Source organism: Cryobacterium adonitolivorans, assembly GCF_004402695.1.
GTDB lineage: Bacteria > Actinomycetota > Actinomycetes > Actinomycetales > Microbacteriaceae > Cryobacterium > Cryobacterium adonitolivorans.
Map to the genome: position 1 here is coordinate 140848 of NZ_SOFL01000045.1, position 16913 is coordinate 157760.

18 protein-coding genes are annotated in these 16913 nt (G+C 69.4%); all 18 read right to left on the bottom strand.

All coding sequences use genetic code 11. The features are described from left to right. Positions 1-98 precede the first annotated feature (98 nt). On the bottom strand, positions 99-1073 hold the full coding sequence (gene lgt / locus E3O42_RS14370; protein WP_420897883.1) for a prolipoprotein diacylglyceryl transferase: 975 nt from the start codon (positions 1071-1073) through the stop codon (positions 99-101). A gap of 109 nt (positions 1074-1182) precedes the next feature. Next, a complete protein-coding gene (gene trpA, locus E3O42_RS14375; protein WP_134454580.1) occupies positions 1183-2013 on the bottom strand; it encodes a tryptophan synthase subunit alpha in 831 nt (276 codons plus the stop codon). Continuing rightward, complete coding sequence (gene trpB, locus E3O42_RS14380; RefSeq protein ID WP_134454581.1) at positions 2010-3236, bottom strand: tryptophan synthase subunit beta; 1227 nt, start codon at positions 3234-3236, stop codon at positions 2010-2012. The genes trpA and trpB overlap by 4 nt, the downstream gene beginning before the upstream one ends. Next, complete coding sequence (trpC, locus tag E3O42_RS14385) at positions 3237-4019, bottom strand: indole-3-glycerol phosphate synthase TrpC (protein ID WP_134454582.1); 783 nt, start codon at positions 4017-4019, stop codon at positions 3237-3239. A gap of 4 nt (positions 4020-4023) precedes the next feature. After that, positions 4024-4245 (bottom strand): DUF6704 family protein, encoded by a 222-nt coding sequence (locus E3O42_RS14390; protein ID WP_134454583.1) that lies wholly within the window; start codon positions 4243-4245, stop codon positions 4024-4026. Between the two features lie 57 nt (positions 4246-4302). Then, complete coding sequence (locus E3O42_RS14395; RefSeq protein WP_134454584.1) at positions 4303-4914, bottom strand: Trp biosynthesis-associated membrane protein; 612 nt, start codon at positions 4912-4914, stop codon at positions 4303-4305. Further along, positions 4915-6438 (bottom strand): anthranilate synthase component I, encoded by a 1524-nt coding sequence (locus E3O42_RS14400; protein WP_134454585.1) that lies wholly within the window; start codon positions 6436-6438, stop codon positions 4915-4917. Then, positions 6435-6812, bottom strand: a complete 378-nt coding sequence (gene hisI, locus E3O42_RS14405) for a phosphoribosyl-AMP cyclohydrolase (RefSeq protein ID WP_134454586.1) — start codon at positions 6810-6812, stop codon at positions 6435-6437. The genes E3O42_RS14400 and hisI overlap by 4 nt, the downstream gene beginning before the upstream one ends. Beyond that, positions 6809-7573 (bottom strand): imidazole glycerol phosphate synthase subunit HisF, encoded by a 765-nt coding sequence (gene hisF / locus E3O42_RS14410; protein ID WP_134454587.1) that lies wholly within the window; start codon positions 7571-7573, stop codon positions 6809-6811. The genes hisI and hisF overlap by 4 nt, the downstream gene beginning before the upstream one ends. 2 nt (positions 7574-7575) lie before the next feature. After that, positions 7576-8415, bottom strand: a complete 840-nt coding sequence (gene hisG / locus E3O42_RS14415) for an ATP phosphoribosyltransferase (protein ID WP_134454588.1) — start codon at positions 8413-8415, stop codon at positions 7576-7578. A 61-nt stretch (positions 8416-8476) separates the two neighbouring features. Continuing rightward, positions 8477-8740, bottom strand: a complete 264-nt coding sequence (locus tag E3O42_RS14420) for a phosphoribosyl-ATP diphosphatase (protein ID WP_134454589.1) — start codon at positions 8738-8740, stop codon at positions 8477-8479. Positions 8741-8785: 45 nt separating this feature from the next. Then, positions 8786-9451 (bottom strand): ribulose-phosphate 3-epimerase, encoded by a 666-nt coding sequence (gene rpe, locus E3O42_RS14425; RefSeq protein ID WP_134454590.1) that lies wholly within the window; start codon positions 9449-9451, stop codon positions 8786-8788. Between the two features lie 36 nt (positions 9452-9487). Continuing rightward, positions 9488-10930, bottom strand: a complete 1443-nt coding sequence (locus E3O42_RS14430; protein ID WP_134454591.1) for an RsmB/NOP family class I SAM-dependent RNA methyltransferase — start codon at positions 10928-10930, stop codon at positions 9488-9490. Beyond that, positions 10927-11844, bottom strand: a complete 918-nt coding sequence (gene fmt / locus E3O42_RS14435) for a methionyl-tRNA formyltransferase (protein WP_134454592.1) — start codon at positions 11842-11844, stop codon at positions 10927-10929. Before fmt ends, E3O42_RS14430 begins: the two co-directional genes overlap by 4 nt. Further along, positions 11845-13935, bottom strand: coding sequence for a primosomal protein N' family DNA-binding protein (locus E3O42_RS14440; protein ID WP_134454593.1), 2091 nt, complete (start codon positions 13933-13935; stop codon positions 11845-11847). A 66-nt stretch (positions 13936-14001) separates the two neighbouring features. Further along, positions 14002-15195, bottom strand: coding sequence for a methionine adenosyltransferase (metK, locus tag E3O42_RS14445; RefSeq protein ID WP_134454594.1), 1194 nt, complete (start codon positions 15193-15195; stop codon positions 14002-14004). A gap of 123 nt (positions 15196-15318) precedes the next feature. Further along, the gene (gene coaBC, locus E3O42_RS14450; RefSeq protein ID WP_134454595.1) at positions 15319-16584 is read right to left on the bottom strand and encodes a bifunctional phosphopantothenoylcysteine decarboxylase/phosphopantothenate--cysteine ligase CoaBC; all 1266 of its coding nucleotides are present in this window, start codon (positions 16582-16584) and stop codon (positions 15319-15321) included. 30 nt (positions 16585-16614) lie between these two features. After that, positions 16615-16872 (bottom strand): DNA-directed RNA polymerase subunit omega, encoded by a 258-nt coding sequence (gene rpoZ, locus E3O42_RS14455; RefSeq protein ID WP_066595628.1) that lies wholly within the window; start codon positions 16870-16872, stop codon positions 16615-16617. Between the last annotated feature and the right edge of the window lie 41 nt (positions 16873-16913).

Below are 16913 nucleotides of genomic sequence, written 5' to 3' on the forward strand. Positions count from 1 at the left end.
GACTGGCAGGTGGGGACGACGTTGGCCCGCGGGAAGAAGAGAAGCCACTCCGCCCGAAATGGAGGGCGGAAACCGTGGACCGGGTGGGATGACCGCGGTTAGGGGCGGGAGTCGGTGGTGCTTGTGGCGTCGACGTCGCGTGATTCAACGGGTTCATCAGCCTCATTGCCGTGATCCTCGAAAACGGAATCGGTTTCACCAAATTCTACCTCAGGGTCGGCCGGCTTCCACTCGCGTCCGGGCAGGTACGGGCTCAGTTCGATCCCGGTGTGGCGTCGGCTCTGCACGAGGATGATGACCAGCCCGATCGCGACGGCGAACAGCGCGGCCCAGACATTGGTGCGCAGACCGAAGAAGATCTCGCTCGGGTCGACGCGGATCGATTCGAACACGCTGCGACCCGCGCCGTACCAGATCAGGTACACGCCGAACGCGGTGCCCCAGCGCAGCCGGAACGTGCGTTCGAGGATCAGGATGACGGCGACGCCGACCAGGTTCCAGACGATCTCGTACAGGAAGGTGGGGTGGAAGAGGGTGCCGACGGGCAGGCCGACGGGGTACGCGGCGTTGTCGGGCGAGATCTCCAAGCCCCACGGCAGCGTCGTGGGCAGGCCGAACAGTTCGTGGTTGAACCAGTTGCCGAGACGCCCCATGGCCTGGGCGAGCAGCATTCCCGGTGCCAGGGCGTCGGCGAACGACCAGAAGCGGATGCCGGCGCGCCGGGTGCCGATGTACGCGCCGACGGCGCCGCCGAGCAGGGCGCCGAAGATGGCGATGCCGCCCTTCCAGACCGCGAAGACGTCCCAGAGGTTCGCTCCGTCGTAGAAGTAGTCGTTGGGGTGGGTGAGCACGTGGAAGATCCGGGCTCCGACGATGCCCAGCGGCACGGCCCAGAGGATGATGTCCAGCACCACGCCCGGCTCGCCGCCGCGCTTCGTCAGCCGCCGCGAGGTGACGGCGGTGGCCAGGAAGATACCGATCAGGATGCAGATCGCGTACGCGTGGATGCGGAACGGCCCCAGGTCGAAGAAGCTCCACTCAGGGCTCGGAATGCTCAAGGGAAACGACACCACAACAACCTTTCATCGTGACACGGTGGTCACTGGGAGCCGGTCGATCGACCGCCTCGGACAATTTACCCTATTGGGTCTGGGTTAAACGGCGCGGGTTAGGCGGCGAGGGTTAGACGGCAGCGCGGATGTCGCGGGCGCCGGCGGCCAGTTCGGCCGCGAGGGTCGAGACGGCTGCGACTCCCCCGTCGGCGAGTGCCTTCACCAGCGCGGACCCGACGATGGCACCGTCGGCGTACTCCAGCACCTCGCGCACCTGGGCGGGGGTGGAGATTCCCAGGCCGACGCAGGCGCTGGTGGATCCGGCCTCTCGCAGGCGGGTGACGAGCACCCTGGCGGCCGAGTCCACATCGGACCTGGCTCCGGTGATGCCCATTGTGGAGACGGCATAGACGAAGCCACGGCTGCGGGTGACCGCCTGGACCAGGCGTTCATCCGAGGATGACGGAGCGGCCAGGAAGACCCTGTCGAGGCCGGCGCGCTCGCTGGCGTCCAGCCAGCTTTGCGCATCGTCGGGGATCAGGTCGGGCGTGATCAGCCCGGCTCCCCCGGCGGCGGCCAGGTCGTCGGCGAATCTGTCGATCCCGTACTGCAGCACGGGGTTCCAGTAGGTCATCATCAGCACGGGGGTGTCGACCTGGGCGGTGATCGCGGCAACGGCCTCGAAGCCGTGCCGCAGGCGGAAGCCGTTGGCCAGGGCCTGCTGGGTGGCCGCCTGGATGACCGGGCCGTCCATGACGGGGTCGGAGTACGGCAGGCCGAGTTCGATGATGTCGACCCCGCTCTGCGCTATCGATACTGCGGCGTCGATGCTCTCGGACAGGGTGGGGAACCCGACCGGCAAGTAGCCGATCAGGGCGCCGCCACCGGCGGCACGGCGGGCAGCGATCGTCGCCTCGACGGTACTTGTGTAACCGGTGCCGGGGGTGCTGGTGTTCGTCACAGTTGCTGCGCTCCAGCGTCGAGAAGGTCGAAGTAGCGGCCGGCGGTTTCCATGTCCTTGTCGCCGCGGCCGGAGAGGTTGACAAGGATGATCGAGTCCGGGCCGAGCTTCTTGCCCAGCTCCAGGGTCCCGGCCAGGGCGTGCGCCGATTCGATCGCGGGGATGATGCCCTCGGTGCGGCTGAGCAGCCGCAGCGAGTCCATGGCCTCGGCGTCGGTGACGGGCAGGTAGGTGGCCCGGCCGATGGCGGCCAGCCAGGCGTGCTCCGGACCCACGCCCGGGTAGTCCAGCCCCGCCGAGATCGAGTGCGACTCGACGGTCTGTCCGTCTTCGTCCTGCAGCATCATGCTGCGTGCGCCGTGCAGCACGCCGGGGCGTCCCTTGGTGAGAGTCGCGGCGTGCCGCAGGCCCTCGATGCCTTCGCCGCCGGCCTCGTAGCCGTACAGGGCAACCTCGGGGTCGTCGAGGAAGGCGTGGAAGATGCCCATGGCGTTCGAGCCGCCGCCGACGCACGCCGTGACGGCGTCGGGCAGCCGACCGGTGAGGTCGAGCACCTGCTGCCTGGCTTCTTCGCCGATGATCTTCTGGAAGTCCCTCACCATGGCGGGGAACGGGTGCGGGCCGGCAACGGTGCCGAAGACGTAGTTGGTGGTCTCCACGTTGGTGACCCAGTCGCGCATCGCGTCGTTGATGGCGTCCTTGAGGGTGCGTGAGCCGGTCTTCACCGAGACGACCTCGGCGCCGAGCAGCCGCATGCGGGCGACGTTGAGCGCCTGGCGCTCCGTGTCGACCTCGCCCATGTAGACCACGCAGTCCAGCCCGAAGAGGGCTGCGGCGGTCGCCGTGGCGACACCGTGCTGCCCGGCGCCTGTTTCGGCGATCACGCGCTTCTTGCCGATGCGTTTGGTCAGCAGCACCTGACCGAGCACATTGTTGATCTTGTGCGAGCCGGTGTGGTTGAGGTCCTCGCGCTTGAGGATGATGCGGGCACCGCCGCCGTGTGCGGCGAAGCGGGGCACCTCGGTGATGAGTGACGGCCGGCCGGTGTAGCTGCGGTGCAGCTCGGACAGCTCGGCGGCGAACGCCGGGTCGGCCTTGGCGAGGGCGTACTCGGCCGACAGCTCGTCGAGCGCGGCGACCAGGGACTCCGGAACGAACCGGCCACCGAAGTCGCCGAAGTAGGGCCCGGACTGGGCGCGAAGGGAAGGTTTTGCGCTGGACATCTATACCGCCAGGAATTCGTTGAGGGTGAGAATGGGGTCGCTGGTGACGAGGGCTTCACCGACCAGGACGACATCGGCGCCTGCAGCACGGTAGTGGGCAACGTCGGCGGCGTTCTTGACCGCGGACTCCGCCACACGCACGACGCCGGCGGGGATGCGGTCGGCCAGGCTCGCGAAGAGATTCTGGTCGAGTTCGAAGGTGCTGAGGTTTCTGGCGTTCACGCCGACGAGATTGGCGCCGACGTCCAGCGCCCGCTCGACCTCATCCGCGGTGTGCGTCTCCACCAGCGGGGTCATGCCCAGCTCGAGCACCAGGCTGTGCAGGGTGCTCAGGGTGACCTGGTCGAGGGCGGCGACGATGAGCAGCACCAGGTCCGCTCCCGCGGCACGCGCTTCGAGTACCTGGTAGGGGGTGCCGATGAAGTCTTTGCGCAGCACGGGGATCGAGACCGACGCCTTGACCTGTTCGAGGTCGGCGAGCGAGCCGAGGAACCGGCGGCCCTCCGTGAGGACGCTGATCGCGCTGGCGCCGCCGAATTCATAGGACACGGCCAGCGCGGCCGGGTCGGTGATCTCGGCGAGGGGACCACGGGACGGGCTGGCGCGCTTCACCTCGGCGATGATCTTCACCCGGTCGGAGGGAGCAAGGGCGTGCAATGCGTCCAGGGCCGGAGCCTGGGCGAGCGCATCGGCCTCGAGAGCCGCCAGCGGGCGGTCCTTCCTGCGGGTTTCGGCGTCGGCGAGCGAACCGCCGAGAAGTTCTGCTAGTAGGTCGGAGGGCACTGAATCAGTGGCTTCCGTCGACCGAGGCCGCGCCGTAGCCCGCCTTCGCCATGATCCAGCCGGCGACAAGGCCGACCAGGAGCAGGACGGCGGCAGCCCAGACGAGCCAGACGAGCTCGAAGAAGAACGCGACGGTGCCGATGCCGAATGCGATCAGCATGATGGTGACTGCGGTCCAGGCCGCCGTCGAATGGCCGTGGCCGGGGTCTGCCGACTCGAAGCTCATGGTTCTCCTAAGGTCAATGGGCGTGCGGGACAATTCTAGCTTGCCGGGTAAGCCAGGTCAGACGGTCGGGTCGTCGCCCCTGGTGAGGCCGTCCCAGTCGTCGACGGCGTCTCGGGGGCGGTCCTGGCCCGTCGTGGCATCCGTCACCGGCTCCAGACGGGTGCTTTCGTAGCGTTTGGTCGGTCCGGGCCAGCCCCGGGCCGTCAGGCACACGGCGAGGCCGACGAGGAGCATCAGGATACCGGCGGCGAGGGCCAGGAACGGCCAGAAGGTCAGCGCGGCGCTGCTCACCGCCGCGCGGGTGGAGTCGACCCCGGCGATGCCGGTGGCGGCCGTGACCGCCGCGGCACTCGCGCCGACCGGGTCGGCAAGGGCCAGGGCTGCCGAGAGGATGACGCTGACTCCGAGGAGCATTTCGAGCAGGCCGAGGATAATGCGGATGACCACACCGGCGATGGTGAGCGCTCCGGCCAGGGCCAGGCCGGCCAGCGCCAGGGCGGTCAGGCCCGGCGCGGCGATGCTGCCGGTTACGTCGAGGACCTGCTGGGTGGTGCCGTCCGCGGCGAGGCGCACGGTCGCCCAGACCTGGGTCCAGGCCAGCAGTGCGAGGCCGCTGGCGGCGATCACGGCCAGGATCAGGGTCGGCTTGATGCGGCGCGGTGCGGCCATTCAGTACACCCGGGTCATCGCGTTGGCCACGGCGACGGCGCGCAGCGGGGCGGCGGCCTTGTTCTGGGACTCCTGGAATTCCGATGCGGGATCGGAGTCGGCGACAAGACCGCCGCCGGCCTGCACGTAGGCGACCCCGTTCATGATCGTCGCGGTGCGGATAGCGATGGCGAGGTCGGCGTCGCCGGCGAAGCCGAAGTAGCCCACCACGCCGCCGTACACGCCGCGCTGGGCCGGTTCGAGGGAGTCGATGATCTCCAGCGCCCGTGGTTTCGGCGCGCCGGAGAGAGTGCCGGCCGGGAAGGTGGCCCGGAAGACGTCGATCGCGGTCATCTCCGGCAGCAGGTCGCCCTCGACAGAAGAGACCAGGTGCATGATGTGGCTGAACCGTTCGATGCGCATGAACTCCGTCACCTCCACCGACCCGGCGCGGCAGACCTTGAGCAGGTCGTTGCGGGCCAGGTCGACCAGCATCAGGTGCTCGGCGCGCTCCTTGGGGTCGCCGGCGAGTTCGGTTTCGAAGTCGGCGTCGGCGTCAGGCGTCGCCCCGCGGGGCTTCGACCCGGCGATGGGGTGGGTGAAGACCCGGGTGTTCGCCACCTTCACCAAGGCCTCGGGTGAGGACCCGACGATCGAATACGGCTCTCCCGTGGTGGATTCGAGGCTGAGCAGGTACATGTACGGGCTCGGGTTGAGGCTGCGCAGCACCCTGTAGACGTCGATCGGGTCCGCGGTGCACTCCTGGTCGAAACGCTGGGAGATGACGACCTGGAAGACGTCGCCGTCGACGATGTGCTGTTTGGACGTGCCCACCGCGGCGAGGAAGTCCGCCCGCTCGGTGCGGTGTCGCGGGGCGGCCGGGGTGGACAGGTCGACCTCGGAGACGAACGCCTCCGCCGGCTGGGTGAGCCGGGTCTGCAGGGCGTCGAGGCGCGCCTGGGCGGCCGGCCACAGGGCATCCGTGGGGTCGGTGCCGTCGTTGAGCACGTTGGCGATGAGCTGCACGGTGCCGAACTTATGGTCGATGACGACGAGGTCGGCCACGAAGCTGAACGCCTGGCCCGGCACGTCGTAGTCGGCGGGCGGGCGGTTGGGCAGCCGCTCGATTTGGCGGATGGCCTCCCAGCCGATGAAGCCGACCAGGCCGCCGGTCAGCGGCGGGTGCTCGGGCAGCCGCGGCGTCTGCCAGCGCTCGTAGAGGTAGGCCAGCGCGTTCAGCGGTGCACGGTCGTTGGCGCCGCCGAAGGCGCGTTCGGCGGAGACACCGTAGTCGAGCCAGGCGGTGTCGTCGCCGGACTGGGTGAGCACGCCAAACGAGGACACCCCGACGAACGAGAACCGCGACCAGATGCCGCCCTGCTCGGCGGATTCGAGCAGGAAGCTGCCGGCGGTGCCGCTGGCCAGCTTGCGGTAGATCCCCACCGGCGTCTCGCCGTCGGCGAACAGCTCCCGGATGACCGGGATCACTCGGTGCTCGCCGAGGAGGCCGATGAAGGTCTCCAGGGTCGTCGAGCCGGCGCTCATTGCTCGGCCGGGCTGGTCATATCGGCCCCGGTCAGGCCGGTCACGTCGATGCCGCGACCGTCGAAGCAGGTGTGTGTGCCGGTGTGGCAGGCCGCGCCGATCTGCTCGACCTGCACGACGAGGGTGTCGGCGTCGCAGTCCAGGGCCGCAGAGCGCACGTACTGGGCGTGGCCGGAGGTGTCGCCCTTGCGCCAGTATTCCTGTCGGCTGCGCGACCAGAAGGTGACGCGTCCCTCGGTGAGGGTGCGGCGGAGGGCTTCGCGGTCCATCCAGCCCAGCATCAGCACCTCGGAGGTGTCCCACTGCTGGATCACGGCGGGCAGCAGTCCGTTGGCGTCGAAGCGGGCAGAGTCCAGAGCGGCGTCGACGTTCATCGGCGCACCACCATTCCGGCGTCGGCAAGCTCGCGCTTGACGTCGCCAATCGTCAGGTCTCCGCTGTGGAACACGGAGGCGGCCAGTACGGCGTCGGCTCCCGCGGTGATCGCCGGTGGGAAGTGTTCGACCCGGCCAGCTCCCCCGGACGCGATCACCGGGACGGAGCTGAGCTCGCGCATGATCGTGATCAATTCGAGGTCGAAGCCGGCCTTGGTGCCGTCGGCGTCGATGCTGTTCACCAGCAGTTCGCCGGCTCCCAGCTCGATCGCCTGTCGGGCCCAGGCGAGGGCGTCCAGGTCGGTTTCGGTGCGGCCGCCGTGCGTGGTGACCACAAAACCGGACGGCATGCGCTCGCTGCGCTTGACGTCGAGCGAGAGCACCAGCACCTGCGCGCCGTACCGGTCGGCGATCTCGGAGATCAGGGCGGGCCTGGCGATGGCGGCGCTGTTCACGCCGACCTTGTCGGCGCCGCTGGCCTGCAGCCTGGCCACGTCGTCGACGCTGCGGATGCCGCCGCCGACGGTGAGCGGGATGAAGACCTGCTCGGCGGTGGCGCGCACCACGTCGTAGGTGGTCGAGCGGTCGTCCACCGTCGCGGTCACGTCGAGGAAGGTGAGTTCGTCCGCGCCCTGCTCGTAATAGCGCTTGGCGAGTTCGACGGGGTCGCCGGCGTCGCGCAGGTTCTGGAAGTTGACGCCCTTGACGACGCGGCCGTTGGCCACGTCGAGGCACGGGATCACGCGAACGGCGAGGCCCATGGTTACAACCGGGCGTTGTGGATCGAGGTGACGAGGATGGCGCGGGCGCCGAGTTCGTAGAGCCGGTCCATCACGCTGTTGGTGTCCAGGCGCGGGATCATGACGCGTACGGCTACCCAGCTCGGGTCCCGCAGCGACGAGATCGTCGGGGACTCGATACCGGACGCGGCCTGGCAGGCGGCGTCGAGGTTGTCCACGTGCACGTCGTAGTCGACCAGCACGTACTGGCGGGCCACGAGCACGCCCTGGAGTCTGCGCAGGAGGGTGTTGATTCCCGGGTTCTCGTTCTCGGAGGTGATGAGCACCGCGGTCGACTCGAGGATGACCGGTCCGAAGATCTGCAGGCCGGCCTTACGCAGGGTGGAGCCGGTGGAGACGACGTCGGCGACGGCATCCGCCACGCCCAGCTGCACGGCGGACTCGACGGCGCCGTCGAGGGTGACCAGGTCGACGGTGACGCCGTGGCCGGTCAGGAAGGTGCCGACCAGGCCTGGGTAGCTCGTGGCGACGCGCAGGCCCTCGAGGTCGGCGAGTTCGCTGAAGCGGCCGGCGGGCCCGGCGAAGCGGAAGGTGGAGTCGCCGAAGTCGAGGCTGGCTATCTCGCCGGCGGTCGAGCGGGAGTCCAGCAGCAGGTCACGGCCGGTGATGCCGACGTCCAACGCGCCGCTGCCGACGTAGGTGGCGATGTCGCGGGGACGCAGGTAGAAGAACTCCACGTCGTTGTGCGGGTCGGACACGACCAGGTCGCGGGGGTCCCTGCGGCCGTTGTAGCCGGCTTCCGACAGCATCTGGGCGGCGGTCTCGGCGAGGGAGCCCTTGTTGGGCACAGCGATTCTCAACATGTCAATCTTTCCAAAGGGTGGGACGTGCCAAAGGGCGGGTGGGTTTCGCGAGGTGACGACATCACAGATGTCGGTAGACGTCCTCGGGGGAAAGCCCCTTCGCCACCATCAGGACCTGCAGGTGGTAGATGAGCTGCGAGATCTCTTCGGCGGTTTCGGTGTCACTCTGGTACTCGGCGGCCATCCAGACCTCTGCGGCCTCTTCGACGATTTTCTTGCCGATGGCGTGCACGCCGGCATCGAGTTCCCGGACGGTTCCGGACCCAACCGGGCGGTCAATGGCCTTCTGGCTCAGCTCAGCGAACAGGTCGTCGAATGTTTTCACCTGTACAGGTTACCGGTCCGACAGGCTCCCCGGGCGCGGACCGGCCTAGTGGGCGTGCGAGTGCAGCTCGGCGGCCGAGCGCAGCCGCTCGATCTGCCCGGCCGGGTCGCCGTTGAAGACGCTGGATCCGGCGACGAAGGTGTTGGCGCCGGCAGCGGCGGCCTGCGCGATGGTGTCCTCGGTGATGCCGCCGTCGACCTGCAGCCAGACGTCGAGGCCCTTCTCGCGCACAGCATCGGCCAGGAGGCTGAGCTTGGGCATGGTCGAGGCCAGGAAACTCTGTCCGCCGAAGCCCGGTTCGACGGTCATCACCAGCACCTGGTCGAATTCGTCGAGCAGGTCGAGGTAGGGCTCTACCGGGGTGCCGGGTTTGAGGGCGATGCCGGCCCTGGAGCCGATGGCGCGCAGGCGCCGTGCCAGGGCGACGGCATCCGTGGCCGCCTCGGCGTGGAAAGTCACCGAGTAGGCGCCGGCCTCGGCGTACGCGGGCGCCCACCGGTCGGGGTCCTCGATCATCAGGTGGATGTCCAACGGGATCGGGGACACCTGCAGCAGACGTTCCACGATCGGAAGGCCGAGGGTGAGGTTCGGCACGAAGTGGTTGTCCATGACGTCGACATGGGCGAGGTCGGCGGTGCTGATGCGGCCGAATTCCCTCTCCAGGTTGGCGAAGTCTGCGGCCAGAATGCTCGGGTTGATCCGGGTAACCATGGTTTCACCCTACCGAACCACGGCCGCGCCGGCCGTTCAGTCCGGCTGCCGCTCCAACAGGGTGATGAACATGGCGTCGGTGCCGTGCCGGTGCGGCCAGAGCTGCACGCTGCCGGGATCGCCGGCCAGGTCCAGCGGCTGCACGGCCAGGCCCTGCAACACCGCGGCGGTGTCCATTGGCGCGATCTTGTCACCCCAAGCCTTACGGGCCGTCGCCACGATCCCCCGGGTCTCGGCGATGTGCGGCGAGCAGGTGACGTAGGCCAGGATGCCGCCGGGCTTGAGCGCGCCGAGCGCCGCGTGGATCAGGGCGGACTGCAGGTCGGAGAGCTCCGCGACGTCCTTGGGCTGCTTTCGCCAACGCGCCTCAGGGCGGCGGCGCAGGGCGCCGAGCCCGGTGCACGGGGCGTCGAGAAGGATCCGGTCGAAGACCTCTGGCTGGTCCTCGCCGACCCAGGTGCCGTCCATCTCCCAGACGGGCACGTCGGCGGGCACGGCGGCCAGCGCTGCCCGCACCAGCTGCGCCCTGGCCGGGACGACCTCGTTGGCGACGAGGGTGGCGCCGCCGTTCAGGGCCTCGGCGGCGAGCAGGGCGGCCTTGCCGCCGGGTCCGGCGCACAGGTCGAGCCAGCGTTCACCCTCCACGATCGGGCGGGCGCGGCTCAGGGCGAGGGCGGCGAGCTGGGAGCCCTCGTCCTGCACCCGCAGGCGTCCCTGGCTGTCCTTCATCAGGTGGTGCGGGTCTCCCCCGGCGAGGACGAAGCCCGTTGGCGAGAAGGCGTTGGCATCGCCCAGCTCTGCTGTGGCCTCGGCGAGCCCGGGCAGCGCCACCATGTTGACCCGCGGCGCGGCGTTGTCGGCGGCGAGGAGCTCCTCGAGTTCGCCCTCACGACCCTCCTGGCGCAGGGATTGCCGGAACGCGCGCACCACCCAGACCGGGTGGGAATACAGGGCGGCGATGGCGTCGTCCGGCGACGTGGTGTCGGCGAGGATGCGTTCCCGCCACTCGTCGGCGCTGACCCGGGCGATCGCGCGCAGCACACCGTTGGTGAAGCCCGTCGCGGAGCGGGAGCCCACCTGGCGGGCGAGCTCGACGGATTCGTTGACGGCGGCGTGGGTGGCGACGCGGGTGGCCAGCAGCTGGTGCGCGCCCAGCCTGAGCACGTCGAGGATGGCAGGGTCGATGGCCGTGACGGGCCGGCCGGCGGCCTCGGCGATGACCCTGTCGTAGAAACCCTGCATGCGCAGGGTGCCGTAGGTGAGCTCGGTGGCCAGCGCGGCATCCGCCGTGTTGAGTGCCGCCCGCTGGATGCGGGTGGGCAGCAGCAGGTTCGCGTACGCGTCCGATTCGCGGACGGCCGCGATCACCTCGTAGGCGACCCGGCGGGCGGGCTGCACGACGTTCGGCCGTGCAGCGTTCTGCCGTGCAGCGTTCGGACGTGCAGCGTTCGGGCGGGTGTCGCCCCGGCGTTCGCTCATGACGCGATCACCTCGGTTGCTGCCACTCCGCGCCACCAGTCGATTGCTTTCATTGGGGTTTTTCCTGACGGTTGAACGGTGATGAGTTCGAGCGGCTCCGTGCCGGTGCCGATCAGAATGCGTTTGTCGATTTCGGTGATGTGACCGGCGGTGAGGCCGGGTTGCCCGTGTGCGGGGGCCACGTCGTGGAGTTTGAGCCTGGCGCCGTCGATCTCGGTGAAGGCGCCGGGTTCGGGGGTGACGCCGCGGATGATGGCGTGGATCCTCTCGCCGGGCAGCGTCCAGTCCACGCGTGCGTCGTCGAGGCTGAGCTTGGGGGCGAGGGTGACCTCGCCGCTCTGGTCGGTGGCCCGGATGCTGCCGGCGGCGATGTCGTCGACGACGTTCCGAAGCAGGTCGGCGCCGCTCTGACTGAGGCTCTCCAGCAGGATGCCCGCCGTGGCGTGCCGACCGATGGGCACCGCGAGCTCGGCGAAGACGGCGCCGGCGTCGAGTTCGGCGACGAGCTGGAAGACGGCGGCGCCGGTCTCGGCGTCCCCGGCCATGATCGCGCGCTGCACGGGCGCCGCTCCGCGCCAGCGGGGCAGCAGGGAGAAGTGGAGGTTGATCCAGCCCAGGCGGGGCGCTGAGAGCAGGGGCTCTCGCACCAGGCCGCCGTAGGCCACGATCACGCCGAGGTCGGCGTCCAGGGCCGTGATGGCCGCGGTCGCGTCGGCGTCGAGCCGGTTGGCCTTGATCACGGGCAGGCCGAGGTTCTCGGCGGCAGCGGCCACCGGTGACGGCGTGAGCACGCGCTTGCGGCCGAGTGCGGCATCCGTGCGGGTGACCACAGCGGCGATCTCATGGTCTGAGGAGGCCAGGAGGGTCAGGCTGGGCACGGCAACCTGCGGGGTCCCGGCGAAGACGAGTTTCATTTACAGCAGCTCCGGGTCGTCGAATCGTACTCTGAGTGTAGGCGCAGGGCGGAACGCGGCGCCCTTGGGCTTGCGTCGGCTGGCCGCGTTGCGCACGATCGCGGCCTTGAGGGTGCGCGCAACCTCGTCGCCCAGCGGATAGCCGAAACGCACGATGGCGCGCACCAGCGCGGGCCCGCCGGGTTTCTGGCCGGGGCCCTCGGGGTCGTGGCTGACCGGCCCGAGAACGTCGAGACCGGGCAGCTCGGCCAGCGACTCGATGGCGGTCTCCACCTCGGCGCTGGTTCCGGTGACGGAGGCCACCCGCACCGCCGGCGGGAAGCGCAGCTGGCGGCGGTCGGCGAGTTCGGCGGCGGCGTACGGCCCCGGTTGCCAGGTGTTGAGGGCGTGGGCGAGGGCCCCGCCCACTCCGGCGAGCATGACGGAGGCGCCGGGAGCGGCCAGGGCGGCGGCGTTGGCCCACCAGCGCAGGCAGTCCTCCCCCACCCGCAGGGACTCGCGGGCGAGCATCCGTTCGCCGTCGAGCAGCAGGATCGCGCTGTAGCCGTTGCGGGGTATCGGTTCGGCGCCGCGGGTGGCGATCACCAGGGCAGGCTCCGGCCCGATGGTCTGCACGGTGTGCTCGCCGTCGGCGACGATCACCCGGGAGCCGGGAAAGGCCCGGCCGAGCTCCTCGGCAGTGCGCCCGGTGCCGACGGTGACCACGCGCAGGTTTGTGGCCTCGCAGTGCGAGCAGTGCCAGCCGGCGGCGAGGTGGCCGCACCAGCGGCAGGCGGGGGTGGCGTTGGCGTTGGCGAGGGCCAGCGGTCCCTGGCACTGAGTGCAGCGGGCGGATTGGCCGCAGGAGCGGCAGGCCAGCATCGGTGCGTAGCCGGGGCTGGCGACCTGCACCAGCACGGGGCCGCTCTTCACGGCTTCCTTCGCGGCGAGCCAGGCCGCTGACGGGATGCGGGCGGCCCTGGCCTGCGCATCGGGCTCGGACTGGAAGGTGGTGGGGATGACCCTGGGGTGGCTGTCGCGGGTCGGGCGCACGGCACGCAGCCAGCCGATCCCGACCAGTCGTTCGGTCTCGACGCTCCGCGAGTGGCCGATGAGGACGAGCGCGCAGTCGGCGGCTTCCCGGCGGATCAGGGCGGCGTCGCGGGCGTGCACGTAGGGGCTGAGCTGTTCGCCGTAGAGCGGGTCGCCGTCGTCCCACAGCACGATCAGGCCGAGGTCGTGGGCGGGGGCGTACACGGCGGAGCGGTTGCCGAGGATGATCCGCGGTCGGCCCTCGAGCAGGGTGAGGAAGCCGCGGTAGCGGTCGGGATTGCTCTGCCTGGCGTCGACGCGGACGACGTCGTCCGCGGGCGCCAGCGTGGCGAGGGCGGCCTGCAGCTGGTCCTGGTCGCGGAAGTCCGGTACCACGAGGATGCTGCTCTTGCCCTGCCGGAGCGCCGACACGGCGAGTTCGGCCATGGTGATCGCCCAGGTGCCGACGGTGCTGCCGCCATCATCCGGTCCGGCCAGGCGGATCAGGCTCGGCACCGCGGCGATACAGACGCGCAGCCGATCGGCCACGATGGTGCCGAGGGTTTCGGGCGGGTACTCGGCGAAACCGGGTTCGGCCAGCGTGGTGGCCGCTTCCGCGGCCGGAGCCTCGGGTGAGACGGCCCGCGCGGCCAGCCAGGCCTTCTCCACGCGCACCGCACGGGGCGGCACGGCCAGACGAACGATGTCGCTTGCGTTGCCGGCGGCCCGGTCGGCCAGGCGTCGGGCGAGCTGCCAGATGGGTTCGGTGAGCACGGGCACGGCAGACACTATCGAGTCGACCGGGCTGAGCTTGCCGCTGTACCCGGTGTCGGCACCACTCGAGCCGATGCCGTCAAGGGTCGCCGCCTCGGCCGTCTCCGCGGCTGCCTGCTGCGGGTCGATCAGCTCGATCAGGTAGCCGTCAGCCACCCGGTTGGCCGAGCGCAACGGAACCCGCACCCGCACTCCCGGCTGGGCGAGGTGGGCCAGCTCGTCGGGAATGGCGTAATCGAAGAGATGGTCGAGCTGCGGCAGGGGCGAGTCGATCAGCACCCTTGCGATGAGGCCGGTGCGAGTCATCTGCGGCCTCTCTCGTTTACTAGTCTCGGGGTTTATGCGGCTCGAGGGGTCGCGCGTCTCAACGGTTCAGAGTCCTGCTGCGCTTCTCAGGTCGTCGACCCTGTCGAGTCGCTCCCAGGTGAATTCGGGCAGTTCCCGACCGAAGTGGCCGTAGGCCGCCGTCTGGGCGTAGATCGGCCGCAGCAGGTCGAGGTCGTGGATGATCGCGGCGGGGCGCAGGTCGAAGACCTCGCGGATGGCGGCGGTGATGTCCTTCTCCGGCAGGGCGCCGGTGCCGAAGGTTTCCACGTACAGGCCCACCGGTGAGGCGGTGCCGATGGCGTAGGCCACCTGGATCTCGAGGCGTTCGGCCAGTCCGGCCGCAACGGCGTTCTTGGCGACCCAGCGCATGGCGTAGGCGCCGGAGCGGTCGACCTTGGACGGATCCTTGCCACTGAACGCGCCGCCACCGTGCCGGCTGGATCCGCCGTAGGTGTCGATGATGATCTTGCGTCCGGTGAGGCCAGCGTCGCCCTGCGGGCCGCCGATCTCGAACCGGCCGGTGGGGTTCACCAGGGTGCGCAGGTTGCTCGCGTCGAGGTCGACACGCTCCAGCACGGGCTTGATGACGAGTTCGGCGATTTCGGCGCGGAGCTGCTCGGTGCGCACCGACGGGGAGTGCTGGGTGGAGAGCACGACGGTTTCGACGGTGCGGGGAATGATGCCGTCGTAGCCGATGGTGACCTGGGTCTTGCCGTCGGGCCTGAGGTAGCTCAGTTCCCCGGACTTACGAACCTCGGCCAGGCGTTCGGCCATGCGGTGTGCGATCCAGATCGGGATCGGCATCAGCTCGGGGGTCTCGCGGGTGGCGTAGCCGAACATGATGCCCTGGTCGCCGGCGCCCTGGCGGTCGTAGTCGTCGACGCTGTCCTGCTCCCGGCTCTCGTAGGCGTCGTCGACGCCCTGGGCGATGTCGGGAGACTGCCCGCCGATGGAGATCTCGACGCCGCAGGAGCGGCCGTCGAACCAGACGTCCGAGGAGTCATAACCGATGTCGGTGATGCACTTGCGCACGATCGAGGGGATTTCGACGTACCCTGCCGTGGTGACCTCACCGGCCACGTGCACGAGGCCCGTGGTGACGAGCGTCTCCACCGCGACCCGGCTGTGCGGGTCTTCGGCCAGGAGGGCGTCGAGGATTGTGTCAGAGATCTGATCGCAGATCTTGTCCGGGTGGCCTTCGGTGACCGACTCCGAGGTGAAGAGGCGAAGATCGCTCATCGGGGTTCGTCTCAATTCTTGGGGTAAATGTGCTTCGGTTGACTGGTGTGCGGGTGCGAACAGGTCTGATCGAGCAGGCCTGATTGAGCACGCCTGATCGAACAGGGCCCCGGCGACGCCGGCTCAGGAGACGGGTGCGTCCACTCGGGCGGCGTCGATGGTGGTGCCCAGGATGCTGTCGAGAATACGGTGGGCCACCGACAATTTCGTCCCGGCGGCCTCCAACACTATATCTCCGGCGCCGTCCAGCACCTCGATTTCGTTACGTTCGGTGGCGAACCCCTGGGTCCAGCCGACCCGGTTGAGCACCAGGAGGTCGCAGCCCTTGCGGAGGATCTTGGTGCGGCCGAGTTCGCGGCGCGCCGTGTCGTCTGGTTCGGTTTCGGCAGCGAAGCCCACGATCACCTGGCCAGGGCGCCGGTCCTGCACCAGTCCGGCGAGCACGTCGGGGTTCCGCACCAGGTCCAGGGTGACCCGGTCCCCCGCCACATCCTTCTTGATCTTGCCGGACTGTACCGCCGTCGGCCGGTAGTCCGCGACGGCGGCGGCCATGATGACGATATCGGCGGATGCGGCGGCGTCCCGCATCGCCTGCTGCAGCTGCACGGTGGTGCTGACGCTGTGCACAGAGATGCCGGGCGGGGTGGCCACCTCCAGGTGCGCTGCGACCAGGGTGACGACAGCTCCCCTGGCGAGGGCGGCTTCGGCGAGGGCGACGCCCTGGCGTCCGCTGGACCGGTTGCCGAGGAAGCGCACGGGGTCCAGAGGTTCCCGGGTGCCGCCGGCGCTGATCAGCACGTGCCGGCCGGACAGGTCCGGAGCCGGAACGCTGGCGGGGGTGTCCGCACGGTGGGCGGCGAGGGCGGCCAGGGCAGCGTCGACGATGGTCTCGGGCTCTTCCATCCGGCCCGGGCCGGAATCGGAGCCGGTCAACCGGCCGATTCCTGGCCCGACGATGGTGACGCCGCGCTGGCGCAGCGTGGCGATGTTGGCCACCGTGGCGGGGTTGTTCCACATCTCCGTGTGCATGGCCGGCGCGATCACGAGCGGGGCGGTGCTGGCGAGGATGGTGTTGCCCAGAAGGTCGTCGGCCAGGCCGAGGGCGATCTTCGCGATGCTGTTGGCGGTGGCTGGGGCGATCACGATGAGGTCGGCGGACTGGCCGATTGCCACGTGTCGCACCTCGGCGACACCCTCGTACAGGTCGGTGTGCACGGGGTTGCGGGAGATCGCCTCGAGCGTCGGCCTGCCGACGAATCGCAGTGCGGCCTCCGTGGCGACCACGTGGACGTCGTTCCCGAGCAACACAAAAGCGCGCACGACGTTGACGGCCTTATAGGCAGCGATGCCGCCGGTTATCCCGACGACGATCGTGCGACCAGTCGACATCCTGCGCGCTTACGTGAGTGCTGAGCCGAGTTACTCGACGATGGGCTTCGAGGTGAGCTTGTCCTCGTTGATTTCGCGCAGCGCGACGGAGAGCGGCTTGTCGTCGACGGTGGAGTCGACGAGCGGTCCGACGTTGTCGAACAGGCTGCCTTCGTGAAGGTCTGCGTAGTAGTCGTTGATCTGGCGGGCGCGCTTGGACGCGAAGATCACCAGGGCGTACTTGGAATCGACCTTGGTGAGCAGGTCGTCGATGGGCGGGTCAATGATGCCAGTGGGCTTGTTGGGCACGCTGTCACACTCCTTCATGCTGTTCAAGCAAAATGTACGGG